This window comes from Shewanella sp. Koi 1 (assembly GCF_052907445.1).
On the sequence record NZ_JBREJM010000001.1, the window covers coordinates 576,179 to 598,368 of the forward strand.

A 22,190-nucleotide genomic window follows, 5' to 3' on the forward strand; every position below is an offset into this window, starting at 1 on the left:
TGGATTTTATTCCTCGCATTTTGGATATTGCTCTATTGATGGGCTTATGACTCAAGCTTTAACTTTATCGGAAGACAGGCATTTTTATGGATAAAGGACTTTTTGCTCGGTTGGCCTTTTGGCGAGCCAAACAGGCTGGCGCGATGCTCGGTGTCTATGTCTGTGCCGATAGGTTGTGGGTCTATGCACCTGCGACAGGAAGTCATGCGGAGCAATGGGTTTCCTTTGCACTGCAACAAGACCAATGGCAACAGACCTTTGCAGAACTTGCCCGCGCATTTCCCCACGCATCCTTACAAATCGTCCTCGGCAGTGGCCGCTACCAGTTGCTCGTAGCCGACAAACCCAATGTCGACAGTGATGAATTATCCCAAGCTTTACTCTGGTCTATCAAAGACATGGTCACTATTCCTGTGCCGCAAATTTACTTGGATTATTTTGAATCGCCCCTACCGAGCAATAAGCTCAGTGTGGTTGTCGTCGATAAAGATAAATTACGTGCTATGGTGCAGGCTATCAGTGAGCATGGTTTAAGCGTGCTCGGCATTAGCATCGAAGAATTAGCCATGACTAACCTGTTTGATCAGGATAATCAGGCGAGATTGGTGGTAAGCCATCACTCAGGGCAAGAGTTATTGTTGACTGTGGTCAAGCAGGGTCAGCTTTATATGCAACGCCGAGTACGTGGTTTTAGTGGGCTGGATAAAGCGGAAGTGGACGAGCTTAATTACGGGTTGGCAGATAACTTAAGCCTAGAAATTCAGCGGTCTATGGATTATTTTGAGAGCCAATTGCGCCAGCCTCCGGTTGCCTCAATTGAATTATTCGCCGACGGCGCCGTCGATGCCTTGGCTAAGTTAGTATCAGCCAACTTTAACCAAGCCGTTAATGTAGTTAATAAGCGTGCCGTAGGCGCGAGCATGGCGGGATTAGCCTTTAGTGAACTTTCACGAGGTGCCGAGTGATCAAATCGAGAGTCAATCTATATTCTGCGGCATTATTACCTCCAAAGCAGAGCCTAACCTTCGCGAAATTAATGGGTTATGCATTGAGCTTAGTGCTGGTTTGCGCGATTCTCGCGGCCTTTAGCTATTGGCAATTAGCCGAGTCTCAGCGGGCGTTAAGCCAAGCCTCTGCGCAAAAACAGCAATTCGATCAGCAAAAGGCAGAGCTTGAAGCACAAATCGCCGCACGTAAACCCGATCCTGAGTTAGTCGCGCGGGTCGAGCTAGAGTCACAGCAGATCGAGTTAAAACAATTATTAATGAATGAGTTGGCACTGCACTCCTCGCTCACCAGCCGAGGCTTTGCGCCCGTGCTGAAGGATTTAGCTATGGTGGCCGATGCGAGTGTTTGGCTGAATCATATTGTGATTAACGAGCAGCACTTTATGTTTGAAGGCTTTGCCGAACATCCGCAGAGCATTCCGCAATGGGTGGGCAAGTTAAAAACAACCAACACCTTAAAAGGTCAGGCTTTTTCGTCTATGACCATGGATCGCGGTGAGGATAAACCACTGGCTTTCACGTTGACGAGTGAGACCCCAGAGGAGCAAGCGCGATGAAAGCCCAATTTGAACAGTTAGCGCAAAAGTTTGATGCTCTTAGTCAGCGTGAGCGCGGGCTTATCGCTCTCGCCGTGTTAGTGCTGGTCGCTATGTCTGCCTATATGCCTATCGAGTCGCTGTGGAAACAACAGCATTCGACAGCGCAGCAGTTAAATGCCATAGAGCAAGAAAATCAGGTTTCGGTGCAGCAGCTTGAGTTATATCAGCAGCGATTGGCTATGGATCCCAATCAGGACTATCGCCAGCGTTTAACCTTGCTACAGCAACAAAATCAACAGATTGATGCTCAGCTAGGCGAGCAGATGGTGGATATGGTACCCGCCGATTATATGCCTGAGCTATTAGGTAATCTGCTTGGGCAGGTTCAAGGCATTAAATTACTTAAGTTTACCTCGGTTGCGCCCGTGCCGCTTCTTGCCGTTGGCGATGAGAAAAAGCTGAATCTCTACAGCCATGGAATACGCATGAGCTTGGAGGGGGATTATTTTTCTGTGCTGCGTTTTGTTGAAGCGGTAGAGGCCATGCCCGACAAACTTTACTGGAAACGACTCGACTATAAAGTGGCCGATTATCCTAAGGGGAAAATCGATATTGAGCTTTATACCTTGAGTATCAATAAGGACTTTATCAGTGTCGCTAAATAAGCCTTATATTTTGATCGCATTATTGGGGTTGTCGGCCCAAGTATCGGCCGAAGCCTTAAGGGACCCGACCTTGCCAGGCAAAGGCTACTCGGCCGCCGGCGCCGTGACTCAGAACCAAAACAAAGCCCTAGTGCTTAACAGCATTGTCAGCTCGGGCAACACGGCTTATGCCGTGATCAACAATAAGATAGTATCCGTGGGAGACAGCATCCAAGGGGTCAAAGTGGTGCGTATCACCCCCTCGTCGGTCTCCTTGTCTGACGGACGGAAATTAGCATTATTTCAAGCAATAATAGAGAGATAGGGAATAACACTCAGATGACAGCCATTAAATATATCACGCCTCTACTCTCGCTTTGCCTTATGGCCTGCCAAACCACGGATAGACCGCAGCCCGTTGCCTCAAAAGAAGCGCTGGCCACCTCGATGCAAACCGCGAGTCAGCCAACGCCTCCACCACCGGCTGCAATGCCCGATGCGGTGCAGCGTGAACTAAACGCCAATACCATGATGGGGGGGTTAACCCCGCCAATGGAGACAGAGCGTCGTATCGATGTGTCAGCCCATGATGTGGATGCGAGGGTGTTTTTCCCAAGCCTTGTGCAGGGCACTCCCTTTAGCGTGGCAGTGCATCCCGATGTGCAGGGCACGATTTCATTGTCACTCAAAGGCGTGACACTGAGTGAAGCCATTCAAGTGGTGGAAGATATTTATGGTTATGAGGTGAGCCGTGAAGGGCGCATCCTGCGCGTGTTCCCTGCGGGCATGCGGACTGAGACTTTCCCTTTAAATTACTTATACATGGAGCGTGATGGTCTATCGTTGACCTCTGTGAGTTCTGGCCGGATCTCCGACAATAACAACTCGAATAACAATAACTCCAATAACAACAATTCGAACAACGGCAATTTTGGCAATAACAGCAACAATAACAATTCCAACAACGGTAATTACGGCAACAATAACAGCAGCGATAGCACTAACGGCACCTTTATTCGCTCGCGCACTAAGACCGATTTTTGGGGCGAATTGAAAGAAACCTTGAGTGCCATTATTGGTGACACTGGTGGTGGTCGTCAGGTGGTGGTGACGCCACAGGCGGGATTAGTAACTATTCGTGCCTATCCTAATGAGTTACGTCAGGTGCGTGCCTTTTTAAATTCCGCCGAGAGCCATCTGCAACGCCAAGTGATCCTCGAAGCGAAGATCCTCGAAGTCACTTTGTCTGATGGTTATCAGCAAGGTATTCAATGGGATAACGTATTGGGCCACGTAGGTAATACCAATATCAATTTTGGTACCTCTGCGGGCGCAGGCTTGAGCGATAAAATCACCGCTTCCCTCGGAGGCGTGACGTCCTTAAGCATTAAAGGCTCAGATTTCAATACCATGATTAGCCTGCTCGACACCCAAGGCGATGTGGACGTGTTATCTAGCCCAAGGGTGACGGCATCGAACAACCAAAAGGCAGTGATTAAAGTCGGTACCGACGAGTATTTTGTGACTGACGTGTCATCGACCACAGTGGCGGGCACCACGCCTGTGACCACGCCTCAGGTAGAGTTAACGCCGTTCTTCTCGGGCATTGCGTTGGATGTGACGCCGCAAATCGACAAAGACGGTAATGTGTTGCTCCATGTTCACCCATCGGTTATCGATGTTAAAGAACAAACCAAGGACATTAAGGTCAGCAGTGAATCCTTAGAGCTGCCGTTGGCGCAGAGCGAGATCCGCGAATCCGATACCGTTATCCGCGCAGCCTCAGGCGATGTGGTGGTGATCGGTGGTTTGATGAAGAGCGAAAATACCGAAGTGGTTTCTCAAGTGCCGCTGCTCGGTGATATTCCGCTCGTGGGCGAATTATTTAAAAACCGCAGCAAGCAGAAGAAGAAAACCGAGCTGATTATTATGTTAAAACCGACCGTCGTGGGCGGGGATACGTGGAAAAACGAGTTAGAGCGTTCTAAGACCTTACTCGACCGTTGGTATCCAGAAAATAAGTAAGCTTCCATGTATTTGAAGCACTTTGGACTCAGCCAAACGCCATTTTCGTTAACACCTAATACCGGATTTTTTTTCGGGTTATCCCCGCACGTAGAGGCGCTGCAAGTGTTGCAGACCGCCCTACAAACCGGGGAGGGTTTTATCAAAGTCACCGGCGAAGTGGGCACGGGCAAAACCTTAATCTGCCGTAAGTTGATTAATGAGCTGCCGCAGGGCTTCCATTGTGCATATCTTCCTAATCCTTATCTCACCCCCGCCGAGCTGCGCTGGGCGGTGGCCAATGAACTTGGATTAAAATACACCAGCGAAATCGATCAGCAGCAACTTACCGGACTTATCCAGCAGCAATTACTCGCCTTAAGTGCCCATGGTCACGCCATCGTATTAGTGTTGGATGAAGCGCAGGCCTTGCCCGATGAGAGCCTCGAAGCGCTACGGCTGTTTACCAATCTTGAAACCGAAAGCCGTAAGCTGCTGCAAGTGGTGCTCTTTGGTCAGCCCGAATTGGATGAGCGATTAAAGCGCCAAGCCTTTAGACAATTGCGGCAGCGCATCACCTTTAGCTACAGTCTGCGGCCGTTAACCTGGGATGAAACCGATGCCTACATCCGTTACCGCTTAGCGGTGGCAGGCTATGCGGGACAAGCCTTATTTGGCCCCAAACTCACCCGTAAGATCGCCGAGGCATCACGTGGCATTCCAAGATTGATCAATATATTGGCCCATAAAGCTCTAATGCTCAGTTTTGGCGAAGGCGCAACTCAGGTGCGTATGGCCCACATTAAGGGCGCGATACAGGATACCGAAGATGCTAGTCGCGGCTCACAAAGGTGGCCAGCGTATATGGCGATCGCACTGATAGCATGTGCAGCGGCAATTGGGGCATTACTGCTCTCTGGCGTTAACCTGCAACAATTGTGGGGAGGCGTCGCATGAGCGTGATCAACAAGATGCTGCAGGATCTCGAAAAGCGCCAGCAGGGCCATGCTCTCAGCAATGTTGCTGTGCATCAGGCGCAGTATGTAGGGCGCCCCAATCCATCACGCAAATGGTTAGTAATCAGCTTAGTGTCGCTGCTAGTGGGCGGCTTATCGGTTTATGCTTTTCAGGCGAGTTACGGCGTAAAGAGCGTCGCGGATAGTGCAAATCCTGTGATGAGTTCGCAAACTCAAGTGGATAACGCCAGCCCACAGACTGATAAGAGTCCTCTGGAAACAGAAACGACTAAATCAACATATACGACGATACCAACCGAGCCAACTGCCGAGATGGTACAAGTGAGTCCGTTATCGACAGAGGTTCCTGCAAAGGATATGTCAGCGTCAGCGGAATCTTCCCTAAGTGTTGCTCAATCTACCCGTGTAAACGCGGCGCAAGTAGAACCAACAAGTGAACCGAGAACCGAACCCGTTGCGGCAAGCCCCTCAACCGATACGCCTAACAATGCGGCATTAGCCCAAGAGCAGGCGCAAACACAGGCTGAGCCACAACAGGTTACTGCGAAAGTAAATCAAGCAGACGTTAACGCAAATCAGAGCGAAGTAAAAATAACTCAAACAGACCCTAAGGCGAGTGAGCCCGTCGTGCCTGCTGCGACTCAAGTTTCGAGCCAAACTTCGCCTCAGGCTTCAAGCCAAACTGCGGCTCAGGCAGCGGGGCAAATGGCGATTAGAGAAGTGAAGTTATCCCCAAGCCAACTCGCGCAAAAGCAGTTAGTGTTGGCGGCGGATGCCGAAAAGCAGGGGCAGCTGGTTAAGGCGATGGATTACTACGCTAAAGCACTCAAGCTCGATCCAAGTTTGCACGAGTCGCGCAAACAACTGGCGGCGCTGCATTATGGTCAAGGTGAGCTGGCGCAAGCAGCCGAAGTGTTGGCGCAGGGACGATTGCTTTATCCGCAAGAGTTTGAATTTGCTTTGCTATTGGCAAGGGTGCAACATGCTATGGGCGAGACAGATTCGGCTCTTGCTAGCCTTGCTCAAATCCCCGATAGCCATAGCTTGGCGAGGCAAAAGTGGTTAGCGCAAACGGATTTGGCCCAAAAACAGGGCCAATATCCGTTAGTCGAGCAGGCTTACCGCAAGTTATTGCAGCAGGAGCCGCAGCAGGGGAAATGGTGGATGGGATTAGCCTATGCCCTCGATTCACAGCAGCAATTCGGCCCCGCCAGTCAGGCCTATCGCACCGCCTTAAGTTATTCAGGCCTGTCGACCCAAGCCACGGCTTTTATTGAACAACGTTTACAACAACTAGGAGATAGCCAATGAAACCCAGATTAAAGATGCGTTTGGGCGATCTGTTAGTTCAAGAATCGATTATTACCGAAGAGCAGCTACAACAAGCTTTGGGTGAGCAGCGCAAGACTGGGCATAAGCTCGGCCGAACCCTGATTGAGTTGCGCTCTATTACCGAAACCCAACTATTGCAATTTTTGTCGCAGCAGCTCAATCTGCCGCTGCTGGATATCAGCAAACGCCCCATCCCCGCCGAAGTGGTGAGCCTTATTCCCGAGGTACAAGCGCGGCGTTTTCGCGCCCTCGCGGTGGAAGATCGGGGTGATACGGTATTAGTGGCCATGAGCGACCCGGCGGACTTGCAGGCGCTCGACCATTTAGAAATTTTAATCGCACCGAAAAAGCTCAGTGTTGCGGTCGCCCCCGAGCAGCAATTACTGCAAGCCTTCGATAACCTGTATCGTCGCACCGATCAAATCGCGCAAATCGCCGGTAAGCTCGAAGAGGAATATGCCGCAGACCAAATGTTTGATCTGGCGAGCCTGACCTCAAGCGATAGCGATAATGAAACCACAGTCGTTAAGCTGCTGCAGTCGATTTTTGAAGATGCGGTGCAAATGCGCGCCTCGGATATTCATATTGAGCCTGGCGAAAAAGCCCTGCGGATCCGCCAACGTATCGATGGCCAGTTACACGAGACCATTCTAAATGAAGTCAATATCGCGGCGGCCTTAGTCTTGCGTCTTAAGCTTATGGCTGGGCTAGATATTTCTGAAAAACGTCTGCCGCAGGATGGACGTTTCCATATGGAAATTAAGGGCCACAAGATTGACGTGCGTATGTCGACTATGCCGATTTACCACGGTGAATCTGTGGTGATGCGTTTACTCGACCAATCCGCAGGCTTGTTGACCTTAAATGAGACTGGGATGCCGCCGCATATTTTGGCGCGTATCCGTAAGCAAATTAAACGTCCCCACGGCATGTTGTTGGTGACTGGGCCTACGGGTAGCGGTAAAACCACCACCTTGTATGGCATCTTAAGTGAGCTCAATACTGCGGATCGCAAAATTATCACGGTAGAAGATCCGGTCGAATACCAATTGCCAAGGATCAACCAAGTTCAAGTTAACCATAAGATTGGACTCGATTTTTCGAACGTGCTGCGCACTACTTTGCGTCAAGACCCGGACATTATCATGGTCGGTGAGATGCGTGACCAAGAAACGGTGGAGATTGGTCTTAGGGGCGCACTTACGGGTCACTTTGTGTTGTCCACCTTGCACACTAACGATGCGGTGACCAGCGCGCTACGTTTGCTCGATATGGGCGCGGCCAGTTACTTAGTGGCGAGTGCGCTAAGGGTGATTATCGCCCAGCGCCTAGTGCGCCGCGTGTGCCATAACTGCGGGATGGAATATCAGCCTACGGCGCAGGAAAAAGCCTGGCTGAATAGTGTGAGTCGTCAGGACTTTTCATCGGCTAAGTTTCGCATTGGCACTGGCTGCCAAAGCTGTAACGGCAGTGGTTATCGCGGCCGTATCGGTATTTTTGAGATCCTCGAATTGGATGAAAAGATGATCGATGCGATGCGTACCGGTAACCCACAGGATTTTGCCCGTGCAGCCCTGCAAAGCCCTAACTTTACCCCGCTCGCCGAGTCGGCGCTGCAATATTTGAGCGAAGGAATGACGACCATTGAAGAGGTGGCTAAGCTTGTTGAGGACGTGAGTGAGTCACAGGTGCCACTCTCGCGGGATATTATCAGTCAGCAAGGCGTTGAGGCGTAATTATGCCGGTTTATCAATACCGTGGACGCAGTGGACAAGGTCAGGCCGTAACGGGTCAGCTCGATGCTGCCTCCGAGGGGGCGGCGGCCGATATGCTGTTAGCCCGCGGCATTATCCCGTTAGAAGTCAAAGTCGCTAAAGAAGCTAAGTCCTTTACCTTGGCGCAGTTGTTTAAGCGCAAAGTCGGCTTGGATGAACTGCAAATTTTTACCCGGCAAATGTACTCGTTAACGCGCTCGGGGATCCCTATCCTGCGCGCCATTGCAGGTTTATCCGAAACCGCTCATTCCCAACGAATGAAAGATGCGCTGAATGATATTTCAGAGCAGTTAACTGCGGGGCGCCCACTGTCATCGGCCATGAACCAACATCCAGATGTGTTTGATTCTCTGTTTGTTTCTATGGTGCACGTGGGGGAAAACACGGGTAAGTTAGAGGACGCTTTTATTCAGCTCTCGGGTTATATCGAGCGTGAGCAGGAAACTCGTCGCCGAATTAAAGCCGCGATGCGTTATCCCATATTTGTATTGATTGCCATCGCGCTGGCGATGGTGATTTTAAATATCATGGTGATCCCGAAATTCGCCGAGATGTTTGCCCGCTTTGGTGCCGACTTGCCTTGGGCGACTAAGGTGTTAATCGGCACATCAAACCTGTTTGTAAACTACTGGCCCCTGATGCTGATAATACTGCTCGGAACCATTATTGGGATCCGCTACTGGCACCATACGGAAAAAGGCGAAAAACAATGGGACCAGTGGAAGTTACATATTCCCGCCGTGGGTTCGATTATTGAGCGCTCGACCCTCTCCCGTTATTGCCGCAGTTTTTCGATGATGTTGAGCGCGGGTGTGCCGATGACGCAGGCGCTCAGTCTGGTGGCCGATGCGGTGGATAATGCATATATGCACGACAAAATTGTCGGGATGCGCCGTGGCATTGAGTCTGGCGAATCTATGCTGAGGGCTTCCAACCAGAGTAAATTGTTTACGCCACTGGTGTTGCAAATGGTCGCGGTAGGCGAAGAAACCGGACAAATTGACCAACTATTAAATGATGCCGCCGATTTTTACGAAGGTGAGGTCGATTACGATCTTAAAAATCTCACCGCTAAGTTAGAACCGATTCTGATCGGAATTGTGGCTGCGATTGTATTGGTGCTGGCGCTGGGTATTTACCTGCCGATGTGGGACATGCTCAACGTAGTCAAAGGCGGGAAATAATGCCGAATCGAGAATTTAACTCAATTAGGATCAAATAGATGCAGAGCCAACAGAAGGCCGAAAGCGATCTATTACGTGTGTATGGGCGGCTCGTTAGCCTGACCTTGATCTTGATTATTCTCGCGGTGATTGGATTTAAATATTTTGCGACTATGCCACAACTGGCCGCCCGCAATGTGGAGTTAGAGCATACGCGCTTCTTAAACGTGTTGGCTATGGTGCGTTCTCAATGGTTGTCCCTTGGCAAACCGCCGCAAATGCGACTAGATTGGGAAGTGTTTAGCGAACAAAGCACAAATAATGAACAAACCTTTGTGATGATGAATGCGCAGGGTTGGCCACAACCTAGCCAGTTGGATGACCAAGCGTGTCAGCGATTGTGGCAACAATTAATGGGGCAGGAGCAGGGGGACGAATCTCTTATCGGCTCGTATTTTGCTAAGGATAATTGCTGCCGTTACCGCGCGCAAAATGGGGACAGTATCGGCTATCAGCTCAACTCTGGCAGGGTCATTTTTTTGACGTTTCCGTAAAATATTGTTAAGTAACGGGCTTTTTTAAACTGATTTAGCTGTTAGAATGGACTTTCATCAAGATAGGGAGAGACGAATGAAGACTAAGCAAGATGGTTTTTCATTGATTGAACTGGTCATTGTGATCGTAATTTTGGGTCTGTTGGCCGCAACCGCGATCCCTCGTTTTTTAAATGTCACCGATGATGCTGAAGATGCCAGTGTGGACGGAGTCGCGGGTGGTTTATCCACCGCAGTGAGTTTTGTGCGTTCACAATGGGAAGTCGATGGTCGCCAAAATAGCAGTGTGATCTTAGACGGTACCTCAGTGTCCCTCGACCCGCGTTTTGGTTATCCAACGGGCACCTCTGGTACCGATGCGACGGCGATGACCGATGCAAGCTGTCAGCAGGTATTTAATACTGTGTTGCAAAGTGCACCGCGTAACGTGCTTTATTCGCAAGATGCGCGCAATCAACGTTATACAGTGCGCGTTATCGATGGTGCGGGCGGAAGCTCAAATGCGATTAATGGCACGTCCGTAAGCGGTTTAGATCTATGTGTGTATCACCAAGTGGCTTCACTGGTGCTAAACCAAACCACAGGTGTACCGACGCCAGCGCCAGATTTATCGACTGCGGGTGCTAAAGGGGTGGTGTATAACCCTGGTACGGGCAAAGTATTAAGTTTCACTCAAACACCATTTAAGCCTTAATTAAATGTTTTAATTGGTTTATCTTTTAAGTAGTTTATTTTTAACTGACTAAGTTACTTGGTTCTCAAATAAGGGTAGTTTTATATGAAAAGACAACAAGGTTTTACCTTAATCGAATTAGTTGTTGTGATCATCATCTTAGGTATTCTTGCTGTCACAGCGGCACCTAAGTTTATTAATCTGCAAGGTGATGCGCGTACATCTGCATTACAAGGACTAAAAGGAGCTATTCAAGGGGCGAATAGTCTTGTGTACTCAAAAGCTGCATTAGCTGGTAAAGAAAAGGGTTCACAGCCGAGCGTTTCGCTGGGAGACACTGGAACAATCGCAATTCTTGATGGTTATATGCTTGCAACAAAAGCATCATTAGAAGCTGGTATGGATATTACTTTCGATGTTAAAGCGGATCCTCAGCTTGTTACTGCAGATTGGATTATAGAGCCAACAGCTGGCACACCTGGCACTGCTAAGATTTATCAACATGGAGCTCCTGCCAATTGTTTTCTAACCTACACAGAAGCAAAAGCGGCTAATACTTCAGCAAATCCAGCCACCCCAGGTGAACTGCCTAAGTATGTTATTACAGATAGTGGTTGTTAATTTGAATTACGGAAAAAGGCCTGCCTAGCAGGCCTTTTTTTTAGGTCAGCAATCAATCGGAGTGTTGGCTGTAATAAAATGAATTTGCTAATTATTTCTTTTGTTTAGGCGAAATATTTGCCTTACGAATCAAGTTGGCAGAAACTGAACCTAGAACCTAGAACCTAGAACCTAGAACCTAGAACCTAGAACCTAGAACCTAGAACCTAGAACCTAGAACCTAGAACCTAGAACCTAGAACCTAGAACCTAGAACCTAGAACCTAGAACCTAGAACCTAGAACCTAGCATCACGGCAAAGCGGACAATGCGTAGATTTTCCAGCGGTAGACAGTTTGGGTTTACCTTAGTCGAACTCGTGACCACTATTATCCTGATTGGGATACTATCGGTGACGGTATTGCCGCGCTTATTTAGCCAGTCATCCTACAGCGCCTTTAGCCTGCGCAATGAATTTATGGCCGAGCTGCGCCAGGTTCAGCAAAAAGCCCTGAATAATACCGATAGATGTTACCGCGTTGTTGCGTCGGCGACGGGTTACCAAGTGAGTCAGTTTGCCAGTCGAAATACCACTGGTTGTACGGGCTCGCCATTGTCTCCTAACCCTTTATCCAGCCAAGCTTTTCAAGGTGGCGCGCAGTTAGTGCTTATCAGTAACAATGCCAAGAGCTTTTACCTTGATTTTGATATCAATGGTCGAGCATCGCTTGCGTGTAATGGGCCATGTATCAATGTGATTGCCAATGATACTGTGGCGATTAATATCTCCAGCGAGGGCTATATTTATGCGAATTAATCCTCGGCTGTTTTCGATAAGCACATCAGTAAAAGCATCCTCAAAAGCTAAACAACAGGGGTTTACCTTAATTGAATTAGTGGTTGGCATGTTAGTCATTGCCATTGCTATCGTGATGCTCAGTAGTATGTTATTTCCGCAGGCGGATCGCGCTGCCAAGACCTTGCATCGAGTCAAGAGTGCCGAACTTGCCCACTCGGTGATGAATGAGATTTGGGGTAAGCGTTATGATCAAAATACCAATGCCAATGGCGGTGTGCCTGCTTGCGGGAGTCCATTAGGCAGTAGCTGCTCAGTCGTATTAGGGCCTGAAGCGGGTGAGGGGCGTAACGATTTTAACGATGTGGATGACTATCACGGCTTAACTCAAAACGCCACAATGCTCAATTCCAGCCAAACTTATGCGCAGGCGTACCCGAACTATCAATTAAGTGTCTCTGTGGCCTATGGTTCTGCACCCAATACCAAGTTAGTGACCATTAATGTGACTACCCCAGATAACGAAGTGATCACTTACAATCTGGTGAGGAGCAATTACTAATGGTCGCGTTATCCGCAAAGCGCATGGCGCGCTCCAAACGGGGTTTTACCTTAGTCGAAATGGTCACTGTGATCCTTATCCTAGGCATTCTGGTGGTGGGCGTGAGTAGCTTTATTATTTTCGGCACGCGGATTTTTGTGGAGTCGAGCTCGGTTGATCAAGTGCTAAGCCAGAGTCGTTTCGCTGTCGAGCGTATGACCCGTGAGCTGCGCAGTGCCGTGCCTAACAGTGTGCGGCTCAATGGTAATGGCTTAACCTATCAGTGCGTTGAATTTGTCCCTATTGAGGCGAGTACCACCTATTTAGCTATGCCGATTGTGCCGAGTGCCGCAGCTTTAACGGGAACAGTAATTCTCAATGCGACCGATAACATTAAGGACAACCAATATATTTGGATTTATCCTTTGACTGATAGCGATGTCTATAACAGTGCCAGACAAAAACGGGCACAGATTAAGACTTTTACCTCCCCAGGTGAGCCGCCTAATCCGGCTAATCAAGTCACTCTTACCTTTATGGCATCAACACGCTTTGCCGAAGCATCAACGCGGCAGCGGATCTATTTTGGTTCGAGTCCTGTGAGTTATTGTTTTGAAAAATCGGCCTCCAGCAATGAGTTAACCTTAAAGCGTTATACTGGTTATGGGTTGAATGTTAGCCAACCCATGCCTAGCAGCATGAGCGCTGGGGTGTTAATGGCGCAGAATGTGGCCAATGCATTGAACGACAGTGCCGATTTACCGCTGATATTAACGCCATCGAGTCTAGTCAATAATGCTATGGTGCATTTACAACCGCGATTTAATGTCAACGGCGAGACATTTCAATATCGACATCAAGTGCAGGTGATTAATGTCCCCTAACTTATTTAGCCTATCGCGCTCAGCATATCGTCAGTGTTCGGCTCACCGCCAAGGTGGCAGCGCCTTAATCATAGGTATTTTTGTCATTACCGTGATGTTTTTATTGGCCGCCGCCTTAATCAATATAGTGGAAGATGCCGATACCGGATTAACTCAAGAAGTGTGGGGAACTCGCGCCTTAGCGGCGGCGAACAGCGGTGCCGATGCGGCACTGGCGCAATTATTTCCATTAAATGCCCCCGCCAATGCGACGGCGACATGTACTAGTGTTGCAAGCTCTTGGACGCCGCCCAATGTGGTGGGGTTTCATGCCTGTAGCGTGAGTTTAAGTTGTGCATCCTATTCCGTCGGCGCGGTCACTCAGTTTCGGATTAATAGCAAAGCGGTATGTGAGAGTGGGGATACCCGCGTGAGCCGTCAAGTCGAGGTAGAAGCCCGTGGTTAGATTTGTATTGATACTGTCTATTTTACTCTATAGCTATGCTACTCAAGCTTTTGAGAATGTGGACTATGACAAATACTTTCCCGCAGTAGTGCAAGGGCATCATGGCACCGCAAGTGGTTGTGCGAGTCCCTCATCGAACTTGACCATGTATCGTGGTTTTATTGATGGAACCCAAGGCCAAGATTTAGCTTATTGTCGTAGCAATAAAGCGGGGACTAGCATGCCTAATAATGTCTGTGATGATGGCTCAGGGGGCGTACGTTATTGTGATATTACAGGGCAAGATATTGCCGGACTAAATTTAACCAAAACAGAGAATCTATTTCAGGCAAGTAATGGTAACACCAGTATTGATTATGGTCAGTGCCAGCCTGATGTGACTCTCGGTGCTGATAATACGACCGAATTTAATACCTTAATTCTAGATAGAAATGGTTGTAATCTAACATTCTCACCTGCTCATACAACCTATAAGATTAAGAATTTAATTTTGAATAACTCTATTGTTCTTAATTTGCACGCTGGGGATTATTGGGTCGAGAATTTTTCTGTTACAGGTGGTACTCCCGTTATTAACACTACGGGCAAAGTACGCTTTTTTGTCAAAAACTCTGTTTATATGTCTGGTTCACTAAAATTTAATAAAAAAAATACAGGTGACTTGCTGTTTCTTGTCTACAAAGATATTGAGTTCAATACAGCCAATATTGAGATTAATGGATATATCTACAGTGACGCGAATATCACTATAAATCATGAAAATATTATTCGAGGTAGAATTACATCAAGATCATTAACCATTAATGGTGCTACCAATATTGTCGGTAATGCGAGCCTTCAGCTTGAGTATGGAAAGGCAACCACAAACACCGTTATTTTTGATAATCCATTCCCTTCTGGAGTTAGACCGTTAGTATTTTTAATGCCAACGATAGATACTTCTAACCCAAATAACGATGGACCATCTGCAGTTTTCATCAATTCAATCACATCTACAGGTTTTACTTGGGCTCAGAGACAACCCCCAGGAAGCGCTCAATCTTCCTCAAATATGCCTGAAATACATTGGATTGCGGTTACGCCAGGTGAACACGTTTTGTCTGATGGAACTCCATTAAGGGCTGGCAGAATTGATACCTATAATGCCCTAGGTATGGCTGAAGATAACTGGTCAAATGTCACTTTGGACAATAGTTATGATGTAGTTCTTAACCAAATTCAAACCAATAATAATAATTGTTGGTTAACGAGTGTTGCAGAGCCTACTGCCGCAGGCATTCGACTAAACATGGATGTGTCTGAGGTATTTAAAAATTCAAATAATCCCCATTGTCAGCCGGATAACATCAAATATTTAGAATACGAATCCATAGGATATCTTGCAGTTCCTAGTTCGTTAGGGATTATCAGTTTGAATGGTGAAGATGTTCGTTATCAATTTAAATCAAGCCTTACGAATTCGAGCGCAGGTGGATCTAGTTTGGCATCTCAGTGTGCATTTAATACTGCATTAACGGGTTTTATCAATGCACCGACCTTAGTTGCTGGGAAAAACTCTCGAAATGGGGGGGATGGTGGCTGGTTAAGGCGCTGTAATTTAACTCCGACACAAGTCAGCATGGTTAACGATGAAGATACCTATCAGGACTCTGAGCGAAATCATATGGCTGAGAGTTATGGTTTTGTCGCTCTTGAGAAAGTAGCGCCTGTTTTGCAATGTTTTAACGATAATTTCTCCCAGAGTGCCTTAAGTAACGACTGGGTAGTATCCCGTAGTAGTGGTTCTTTTACTCCTGCTATTGTCAGTGGTCGTATGCGCTTAACCGAGGCAAAATCCAATCAATCCACGGCCTCGACCTATCAAAGATTATTCCCCGCAGCCAATAACTTAGTTGAGATCCAATTTGACCACTATGCCTATGGTGGCAATGGTGCCGACGGTATCGCGTTGGTGTTATCAGATGCTGCTATCACCCCCCAGCCCGGCGCCTTTGGTGGGCCTTTAGGTTATGGATTTAAACCCGGTATCAATGGTTTTGCTGGTGGATGGTTGGGTATCGGGATCGATGAATTTGGTAACTTCTCCGGCGAAGGCGGTAGTTACAATATTGGCCAGCGCCGTCAGTCGGTTGCAGTACGCGGCTCTGGTGCTGGCACCTCGGGATACCGCTATTTACGGGGCACCTGTAATAACGGTACCAGTAATACCAGTGGCAACTGTTTATCACCCACGGTCGATGGCAATAATGTCTCGCCTGCGCACCGCTATAAAATCACTATCGACTCGCAGGTATCCGGTCAGTCGATGGTGAAGATTGAGCGTAATACGGGGTCAGGATTTGTCACCTTAATCCCTGCTTTTAATGCTATCGCGCAAACGGGGCAAGCGGCGACACCGAGTGATTTCTTGTTGTCGCTCACTGGGTCAACCGGTGGCTCGAATAACAACCATGAAATTGATAACGTTCAAATTTGTGCCTTGAGGTCTAATCCAATTGGCGCGCAAATCGATCATTTTGAGTTTGACCATACGGGGCAGGGATTAACCTGTAACCCCGAAACTGTGACGATTCGAGCCTGCGCCAACGCCAGTTGTAGCCAGCTTTTTACCGATCCTTTAGCGGCGACCTTGTTACCCGAATCGGCCTCCGAAGGCATATGGATTGGTGGCAATCAGGTGAGCTTTAGCAATGGCAGCACTCAGTTGCAGCTAAGACGTAACACCCCTGGCGTTGTGACCTTGGGGGTGAAAGGTTCAAGCCCGACAACCAAACCTTTAAGTAAAACCCTTTGCCGTATTGGGAATGGGGGCCTGAGTGAAAACAATTGTTCACTTACCTTCGCCGACAGTGGTTTTGTCTTCGATGTGCCCGATAAGCGTGCGAATCGTCCCGAGCAGGTGTTAGTCAAAGCGGTGAAAAAATCCGATGTGACAAAGCAGTGTGTTCCAAGCTTTCAGAGCCAGACCAAGACATTGAATTTCTGGAGCAGTTATCACACTCCGAGTGCGCCTATCTCGCCAAAAGCCGTCACTATCAACAATACGGCCATTGGCACTTCAAGCGCCTCGCCTACGGCGCTGAATCTATTGTTTGATACTAACGGGCAGGCAAGCATTTCAGTGAATTATCCCGATGCGGGCAAATTACAACTCGATGCCCAATATATCGGCAGTGGCAACGAGCAAGGCTTAGTAATGATAGGTTCGGACCAATTTGTCAGTGTGCCAGCGGGTTTGTGCGTCAAACCCGTGGATGCTAGCGCCAGTTGCCCAAGTGCAGATATGAGCTGTAATGCCTACCGTAAAGCGGGGCAGAATTTCGGAATGACGGTCCAAGCAATGGCTTGGGAGAAAGACGGCGATACGGACTTTTGTTCGGGCAACTTATCTACGCCTAATTTTAGTGACCAGGCCATGACACTAACCAGTAAGGTCGTGGCGCCAAACATTGCCAGTGGTGGCCATGATGGCGCATTAGGTGTGGCATCCTATAGTCATGCTATCCAAGCTAATAACCTTAATAGCATCACCAATCAGACGATTAGCGAAGTAGGGGTATTCCAAATCGCGGCGCAGGCAAGCCCTAACTATCTCGGTGCCGCCAGCAGCTTAAATATTCCGATTGGCTATTCAGCCAATATTGGCCGCTTTGTGCCCGACAGATTCTTAGTGGGTGATATTTCTGTCGTGCCTGCCTGTGGCAGTTTTAGCTATATGGATCAACCCTTCCCGATGTCGATGAGCCTCAAAGCCTTAAATATCGGTGGCGCGGTGACGCAGAACTATTTCCCACCATACTCCCTCGCGACCGCCAAATTGGTGGGGGAGAACAATAACAATGGTATCGACTTACAGAGTCGCTTAAGTGCCTTGCCCGTCAACGCGGCGAGTTGGGTTCAAGGTGTGGCGACGGTCGATGGCGCTTACCGCGCTAACTTGAGCCGAGTCACCCCGAATGTGACGACGAATCTATATCAAGATGGTCCCTTCGAGCTGCTCGATATTGGTATGCAGTTGATGGATAACGATCCTCGGCCAAATGGACTTTTCAGCTATGTGGCATCACCTGATATGGATGCGGCAACCACAGGTAATTGCACAAACTGTAATGCCAAGAAAATTACTACACAGATCCTGCGTCACGGCAGGGTGGTGATGGACAATACCTATGGTCCAGAAACTGAAATCCTCAGGATGCCGACCCGAGCCGAATATTGGAATGGGGCTAATTGGGTATTAAATGGCGATGATAGCTGCACTATTGCTACCTACGGCCTTGGGTCGCAGGTGGATAATGCAGGGCTGGGTTATCACTTTGATCCGGATTTGACCACAGGGCAGAGTATTAATCGCTCTGGCGCTACAGCAGCATTCCAAGCAGGGCAATTTGATTTGCTGTGGCGAGCACTCACCTCAAGTGGCAATTTATATCGCGGCCAAGTGACCGCGCCTTTAGATGTACCGACTTGGTTAGAATGGTATTGGAACTGGAATGGGGTCTCCCCAACTAGCTTATCCGATCCCCGTGCGAGTGCATTTTTTGGTCGTTACCGTGGTCATGACAGAATCATCTACTGGCGAGAGGTCAATTAAAGCGGTTTTCAATTTGATTTTGCTGAATTGGGTTTCCGCTTTGGTGATTGATCATGAGGCGATGGTTTTTGAGGCGACGTTGCAAAGTGTGATACAGAGGAAAAATGCAAGAAACAGGTTTTACTAATGTTGCGAACTTGTATTGAGAGTGGTTTTTAACTGTTGGATTTTTCATCAATAAAGCGCTTTTTTCGATTAAATAGTGTTTTTGAGCGGCACATTTGAAAAAAAATCACTCCATTAGCGATTGTTAACCTCAACGGTCTTGTGGAATCAGGGTGGCATTGATAAAGTTAGCTGATTTTTCTTTTCTTCTGACTCCACAGAATACAGGCTAGTTACATGTTCAAGAAGCTGCGTGGCATTTTTTCTAATGATCTATCGATCGATTTGGGTACAGCTAACACCTTAATTTATGTTCGTGATGAAGGCATAGTCCTCAATGAGCCTTCTGTTGTTGCTATACGTGGTGAGCGTAGTAGTTCTGGTCAGAAGTCTGTTGCCGCTGTCGGTACAGAAGCCAAACAAATGTTAGGCCGTACCCCTGGCAATATCCAAGCAATCCGTCCGATGAAAGACGGTGTGATTGCCGACTTTTATGTGACAGAGAAAATGTTGCAGCACTTTATTAAACAAGTGCATAACAACAGCTTTTTTCGTCCAAGCCCACGTGTTTTAGTCTGTGTTCCTGTTGGCGCAACCCAAGTTGAACGCCGTGCGATTCGCGAGTCAGCCATGGGCGCAGGTGCCCGTGAAGTCTATTTGATTGAAGAGCCAATGGCCGCAGCGATTGGTGCGGGTTTACCTGTATCTGAAGCCACAGGTTCTATGGTTGTGGACATCGGTGGTGGTACCACTGAAGTCGCGATTATCTCCTTGAACGGTGTGGTGTATTCCTCTTCTGTCCGTATCGGCGGTGACAAGTTTGATGATGCCATCATCAACTATGTACGTCGTAACTACGGCAGCTTGATTGGTGAAGCAACGGCTGAGCGCATCAAGCACACTATCGGTACTGCTTACCCAGGCGATGAAGTATTAGAGATTGAAGTCCGCGGTCGTAACTTGGCCGAAGGTGTACCTCGTAGCTTCACGCTGAACAGCAACGAAATTTTAGAAGCACTGCAAGAGCCATTATCAGGCATTGTGAGTGCAGTCATGGTGGCATTAGAGCAATCGCCGCCAGAATTAGCGTCTGATATCTCTGAGCGCGGCATGGTATTAACCGGTGGTGGTGCCTTACTGCGTGATTTAGACCGTTTATTGATGCAAGAAACTGGAATTCCAGTCATGGTGGCGGACGATCCTCTGACCTGCGTAGCGCGTGGTGGTGGTAAAGCCCTTGAAATGATTGATATGCACGGCGGCGATCTGTTCTCCGAAGAAACCTAATCTAACTTCGGTATGGGGCGGTTAATCACCGCCTTAGCTTTCCTATGAAGCCTATTTTTGTTCGTGGTATTTCGAACCAGTTCCGTTTAACACTGGCAATTATCCTGTCGGTGATTTTGCTCGCCGCAAATCACCGTCTCGAGCCTGCCCGTGAATCCCTTTCATCAGCCTTAAGTCCCATCCAATACCTTGCGAGTGTGCCCAGTGCGATCCTCGATTGGTCATCGGAGAGTTTTGCTACCCGTAATATGCTGGCATTGCAAAATAAAGAGTTGTTAAGGCAGCAATTATTAATGAGTGAGCGTCTGCAGCGTTTCGAGCATCTGCGTCAGGAAAACGAGCGTTTACGGGCCTTGTTGGGGTCGCCTGCCTATCAGGATTCCCGCAAGATGGTCCGAAGTGATGGAGGTGGCTAGCGATCCTTCCCATCATTATGTGGTGCTGAACCACGGTTCGCGCAGTGGGGTATTTGTTGGTCAACCCGTTGTTGATGCCCAGGGCGTCGTCGGTCAAGTTGTACAGGTCAGTGAGATGACGAGCCGTGTGCTCTTGCTCTCCGATGTGTCCCACGGTTTACCCGTGCGAATTACCCGTAACGATGTGCGCTTAGTGGCTAACGGTACTGGTGAGCTCGATGAGATTGAACTGCGCCATGTGGCCAAGAGTACCGATATTCGCGTTGGCGATTTATTAGTGACCTCGGGCCTTGGTAATCGTTTCCCCGAAGGTTATCCGGTGGCGCGGGTCATGGAAGTCTTAACCGAAGATGGTCAGAGCTACGCGCGTGTCACGGCTCAGCCGTTAGCGGCGCTCGATAGGATTCGTTATCTGCTGTTGATTTGGCCATCCCCAGATTCTGGCGTGACTTTACCGAACCAACTCCCTGTGCCTGCGGCGGATCATCCTGCGGAAGAAGTTAAGCCCGATGCCGGCACTGGCAGTGCTAATTCTCAAGGCGCGGCAGCTAATGCGAGCGCGCCTAGCAATGCAGCACCTAATACCACTGCTCCTAATAGCACCACTCCTAATACGACAGCGCCGAACGCCGCTGCGACACCAAGCAATGCTAATGGTGCATCGAATGCAGCCACCACTCAACCGCCAGCCGAGGTGCACTAATGAGTTTACAAGCTGCTAATGGCAGACTCGTGGTATGGTTGACCCTCTTTGTCGGGCTCCTGAGCCAGATTATGCCGCTGCCTTCGATTGTCGATGCCTGGCGTCCCGATTGGCTATTGATGGTCTTAATTTATTGGTCTATTGCGCTGCCCCACAGATATAACATTCTCACCGCCTGGCTGATGGGATTGGCCCTCGATATTCTACTCGGCGCCACCTTAGGCGTGCGCTCGCTGGCCATGTCGCTGGTGATTTATATTGCGATTTTGCATTGCCAGCGTTTACGTAACTTCCCTAAGTGGCAACAGTCGCTGGTGGTGATGGTGCTGATCGTTATCTATCACCTAATTATCTACTGGGTCGAGTTTGTGATGGATGGCGCTAAGTTCCATACGGATCTGTTCTTACCCGCACTATCGGGGCTGGCATTCTGGCCATGGATTTTTTGGATTTTACGTCGTGTTCGACGTCATTATAAGGTTCGTTAGTCGTGAATTTAGTCTTAGCCTCAACCTCGCCGCGCCGTAAAGAGTTATTGACTCATATTGGTTTAGGCCGCGCCGAGTTTCGTTTTACCCAAGTGGCACCGGATATCGACGAAACCCCTAGGGCAGGTGAGTTACCTCGCGACTATGTACAGCGACTCGCGGCCGAAAAAGCCCAGGCAGGGCTTGCATTATGCTCAGGCATGTCACAGCCTGCCGTATTAGGTTCTGATACTATCGTCGTGCTTGAAAACGAAATATTAGGTAAGCCTGTAGATGAGGCCGATGCCAAGCGGGTACTGCGCGCACTTTCGGGTAAGGCGCACACTGTGATGACAGCTGTCGCCTTAGCTATGACTGACCAAACCTCTGTACGTTTAGTCGAAACATTAGTGCGTTTTTGCGTGCTGTCGGACGCCGACATCGATGCCTACGTTGCCTCACTGGAGCCAATGGATAAGGCGGGCAGCTATGGGATCCAAGGTTTGGGCGGTTGTTTTGTCGAATCCATTGAGGGGAGTTACTCCTGCGTCGTGGGCCTGCCCTTAGTGGAAACCCGCGAGCTGTTATCCGAGGCGGGCATAGGCTAATCCATGGATTAAGCGACTCGTTAACGGGCGCAATATGAGGCCTTAGTTGAGTATCCGCTAGACAAACTTCTGTGATA

General features: G+C 48.7%; 20 protein-coding genes and 1 pseudogene. All 21 read left to right on the plus strand.

Going from position 1 to position 22,190, the window contains the following annotated elements:
• Positions 1 to 86: 86 nt before the first annotated feature.
• The 21 genes and pseudogenes from ACUZ8J_RS02695 to ACUZ8J_RS02795 all read left to right on the plus strand — a co-directional run bounded on the left by ACUZ8J_RS02695 (position 87) and on the right by ACUZ8J_RS02795 (position 22,113).
• Entirely contained in the window at positions 87 to 965 is an 879-nt protein-coding gene (locus tag ACUZ8J_RS02695; protein ID WP_446692980.1) for an MSHA biogenesis protein MshI, read from the plus strand.
• A complete protein-coding gene (locus ACUZ8J_RS02700) occupies positions 962 to 1,564 on the plus strand; it encodes a PilN domain-containing protein (protein ID WP_446692981.1) in 603 nt (200 codons plus the stop codon). Before ACUZ8J_RS02695 ends, ACUZ8J_RS02700 begins: the two co-directional genes overlap by 4 nt.
• Positions 1,561 to 2,211, plus strand: a complete 651-nt coding sequence (locus tag ACUZ8J_RS02705) for an MSHA biogenesis protein MshJ (protein ID WP_446692983.1) — start codon at positions 1,561 to 1,563, stop codon at positions 2,209 to 2,211. Before ACUZ8J_RS02700 ends, ACUZ8J_RS02705 begins: the two co-directional genes overlap by 4 nt.
• Positions 2,198 to 2,515 carry an MSHA biogenesis protein MshK gene (locus ACUZ8J_RS02710; RefSeq protein WP_446692984.1) on the plus strand — a complete coding sequence of 106 codons (318 nt, stop codon included), beginning with the start codon at positions 2,198 to 2,200 and terminating at the stop codon, positions 2,513 to 2,515. The genes ACUZ8J_RS02705 and ACUZ8J_RS02710 overlap by 14 nt, the downstream gene beginning before the upstream one ends.
• Before the next feature lie 14 nt (positions 2,516 to 2,529).
• A complete protein-coding gene (gene mshL / locus ACUZ8J_RS02715; protein ID WP_446692985.1) occupies positions 2,530 to 4,215 on the plus strand; it encodes a pilus (MSHA type) biogenesis protein MshL in 1,686 nt (561 codons plus the stop codon).
• 6 nt (positions 4,216 to 4,221) lie between these two features.
• The gene (locus ACUZ8J_RS02720) at positions 4,222 to 5,151 is read left to right on the plus strand and encodes an ExeA family protein (protein ID WP_086902244.1); all 930 of its coding nucleotides are present in this window, start codon (positions 4,222 to 4,224) and stop codon (positions 5,149 to 5,151) included.
• A complete protein-coding gene (locus tag ACUZ8J_RS02725) occupies positions 5,148 to 6,482 on the plus strand; it encodes a tetratricopeptide repeat protein (protein ID WP_446692986.1) in 1,335 nt (444 codons plus the stop codon). Before ACUZ8J_RS02720 ends, ACUZ8J_RS02725 begins: the two co-directional genes overlap by 4 nt.
• On the plus strand, positions 6,479 to 8,239 hold the full coding sequence (locus ACUZ8J_RS02730) for a GspE/PulE family protein (RefSeq protein WP_446692987.1): 1,761 nt from the start codon (positions 6,479 to 6,481) through the stop codon (positions 8,237 to 8,239). Before ACUZ8J_RS02725 ends, ACUZ8J_RS02730 begins: the two co-directional genes overlap by 4 nt.
• 2 nt (positions 8,240 to 8,241) lie before the next feature.
• Positions 8,242 to 9,462: a type II secretion system F family protein gene (locus ACUZ8J_RS02735; protein WP_446692989.1), complete on the plus strand. Its 1,221-nt coding sequence runs from the start codon at positions 8,242 to 8,244 to the stop codon at positions 9,460 to 9,462.
• 38 nt (positions 9,463 to 9,500) lie between these two features.
• Complete coding sequence (locus tag ACUZ8J_RS02740; protein WP_446692990.1) at positions 9,501 to 9,995, plus strand: MSHA biogenesis protein MshF; 495 nt, start codon at positions 9,501 to 9,503, stop codon at positions 9,993 to 9,995.
• A gap of 76 nt (positions 9,996 to 10,071) precedes the next feature.
• Positions 10,072 to 10,689 (plus strand): pilin, encoded by a 618-nt coding sequence (locus ACUZ8J_RS02745; protein ID WP_446692991.1) that lies wholly within the window; start codon positions 10,072 to 10,074, stop codon positions 10,687 to 10,689.
• 84 nt (positions 10,690 to 10,773) lie between these two features.
• Positions 10,774 to 11,289, plus strand: coding sequence for a type II secretion system protein (locus tag ACUZ8J_RS02750; protein WP_446692992.1), 516 nt, complete (start codon positions 10,774 to 10,776; stop codon positions 11,287 to 11,289).
• 306 nt (positions 11,290 to 11,595) lie between these two features.
• Positions 11,596 to 12,084, plus strand: coding sequence for a type II secretion system protein (locus tag ACUZ8J_RS02755; RefSeq protein ID WP_446692993.1), 489 nt, complete (start codon positions 11,596 to 11,598; stop codon positions 12,082 to 12,084).
• Positions 12,074 to 12,625: a type IV pilus modification PilV family protein gene (locus ACUZ8J_RS02760; protein WP_446692994.1), complete on the plus strand. Its 552-nt coding sequence runs from the start codon at positions 12,074 to 12,076 to the stop codon at positions 12,623 to 12,625. Before ACUZ8J_RS02755 ends, ACUZ8J_RS02760 begins: the two co-directional genes overlap by 11 nt.
• Positions 12,625 to 13,488, plus strand: a complete 864-nt coding sequence (locus ACUZ8J_RS02765) for a PilW family protein (RefSeq protein WP_446692995.1) — start codon at positions 12,625 to 12,627, stop codon at positions 13,486 to 13,488. Before ACUZ8J_RS02760 ends, ACUZ8J_RS02765 begins: the two co-directional genes overlap by 1 nt.
• On the plus strand, positions 13,478 to 13,933 hold the full coding sequence (locus tag ACUZ8J_RS02770) for an MSHA biogenesis protein MshP (protein WP_446692996.1): 456 nt from the start codon (positions 13,478 to 13,480) through the stop codon (positions 13,931 to 13,933). The genes ACUZ8J_RS02765 and ACUZ8J_RS02770 overlap by 11 nt, the downstream gene beginning before the upstream one ends.
• Positions 13,934 to 15,029: 1,096 nt before the next feature.
• Positions 15,030 to 18,527: a DUF6701 domain-containing protein gene (locus ACUZ8J_RS02775; RefSeq protein WP_446692997.1), complete on the plus strand. Its 3,498-nt coding sequence runs from the start codon at positions 15,030 to 15,032 to the stop codon at positions 18,525 to 18,527.
• A 342-nt stretch (positions 18,528 to 18,869) separates the two neighbouring features.
• Complete coding sequence (locus ACUZ8J_RS02780) at positions 18,870 to 19,919, plus strand: rod shape-determining protein (RefSeq protein WP_011624203.1); 1,050 nt, start codon at positions 18,870 to 18,872, stop codon at positions 19,917 to 19,919.
• A gap of 44 nt (positions 19,920 to 19,963) precedes the next feature.
• A pseudogene (gene mreC / locus ACUZ8J_RS02785) lies at positions 19,964 to 21,038 on the plus strand (rod shape-determining protein MreC).
• The gene (mreD, locus tag ACUZ8J_RS02790; RefSeq protein ID WP_446692998.1) at positions 21,038 to 21,526 is read left to right on the plus strand and encodes a rod shape-determining protein MreD; all 489 of its coding nucleotides are present in this window, start codon (positions 21,038 to 21,040) and stop codon (positions 21,524 to 21,526) included. The pseudogene mreC and the gene mreD overlap by 1 nt, the downstream one beginning before the upstream one ends.
• A 2-nt stretch (positions 21,527 to 21,528) precedes the next feature.
• Positions 21,529 to 22,113, plus strand: a complete 585-nt coding sequence (locus tag ACUZ8J_RS02795) for a Maf family protein (protein ID WP_446692999.1) — start codon at positions 21,529 to 21,531, stop codon at positions 22,111 to 22,113.
• Positions 22,114 to 22,190 lie beyond the last annotated feature (77 nt).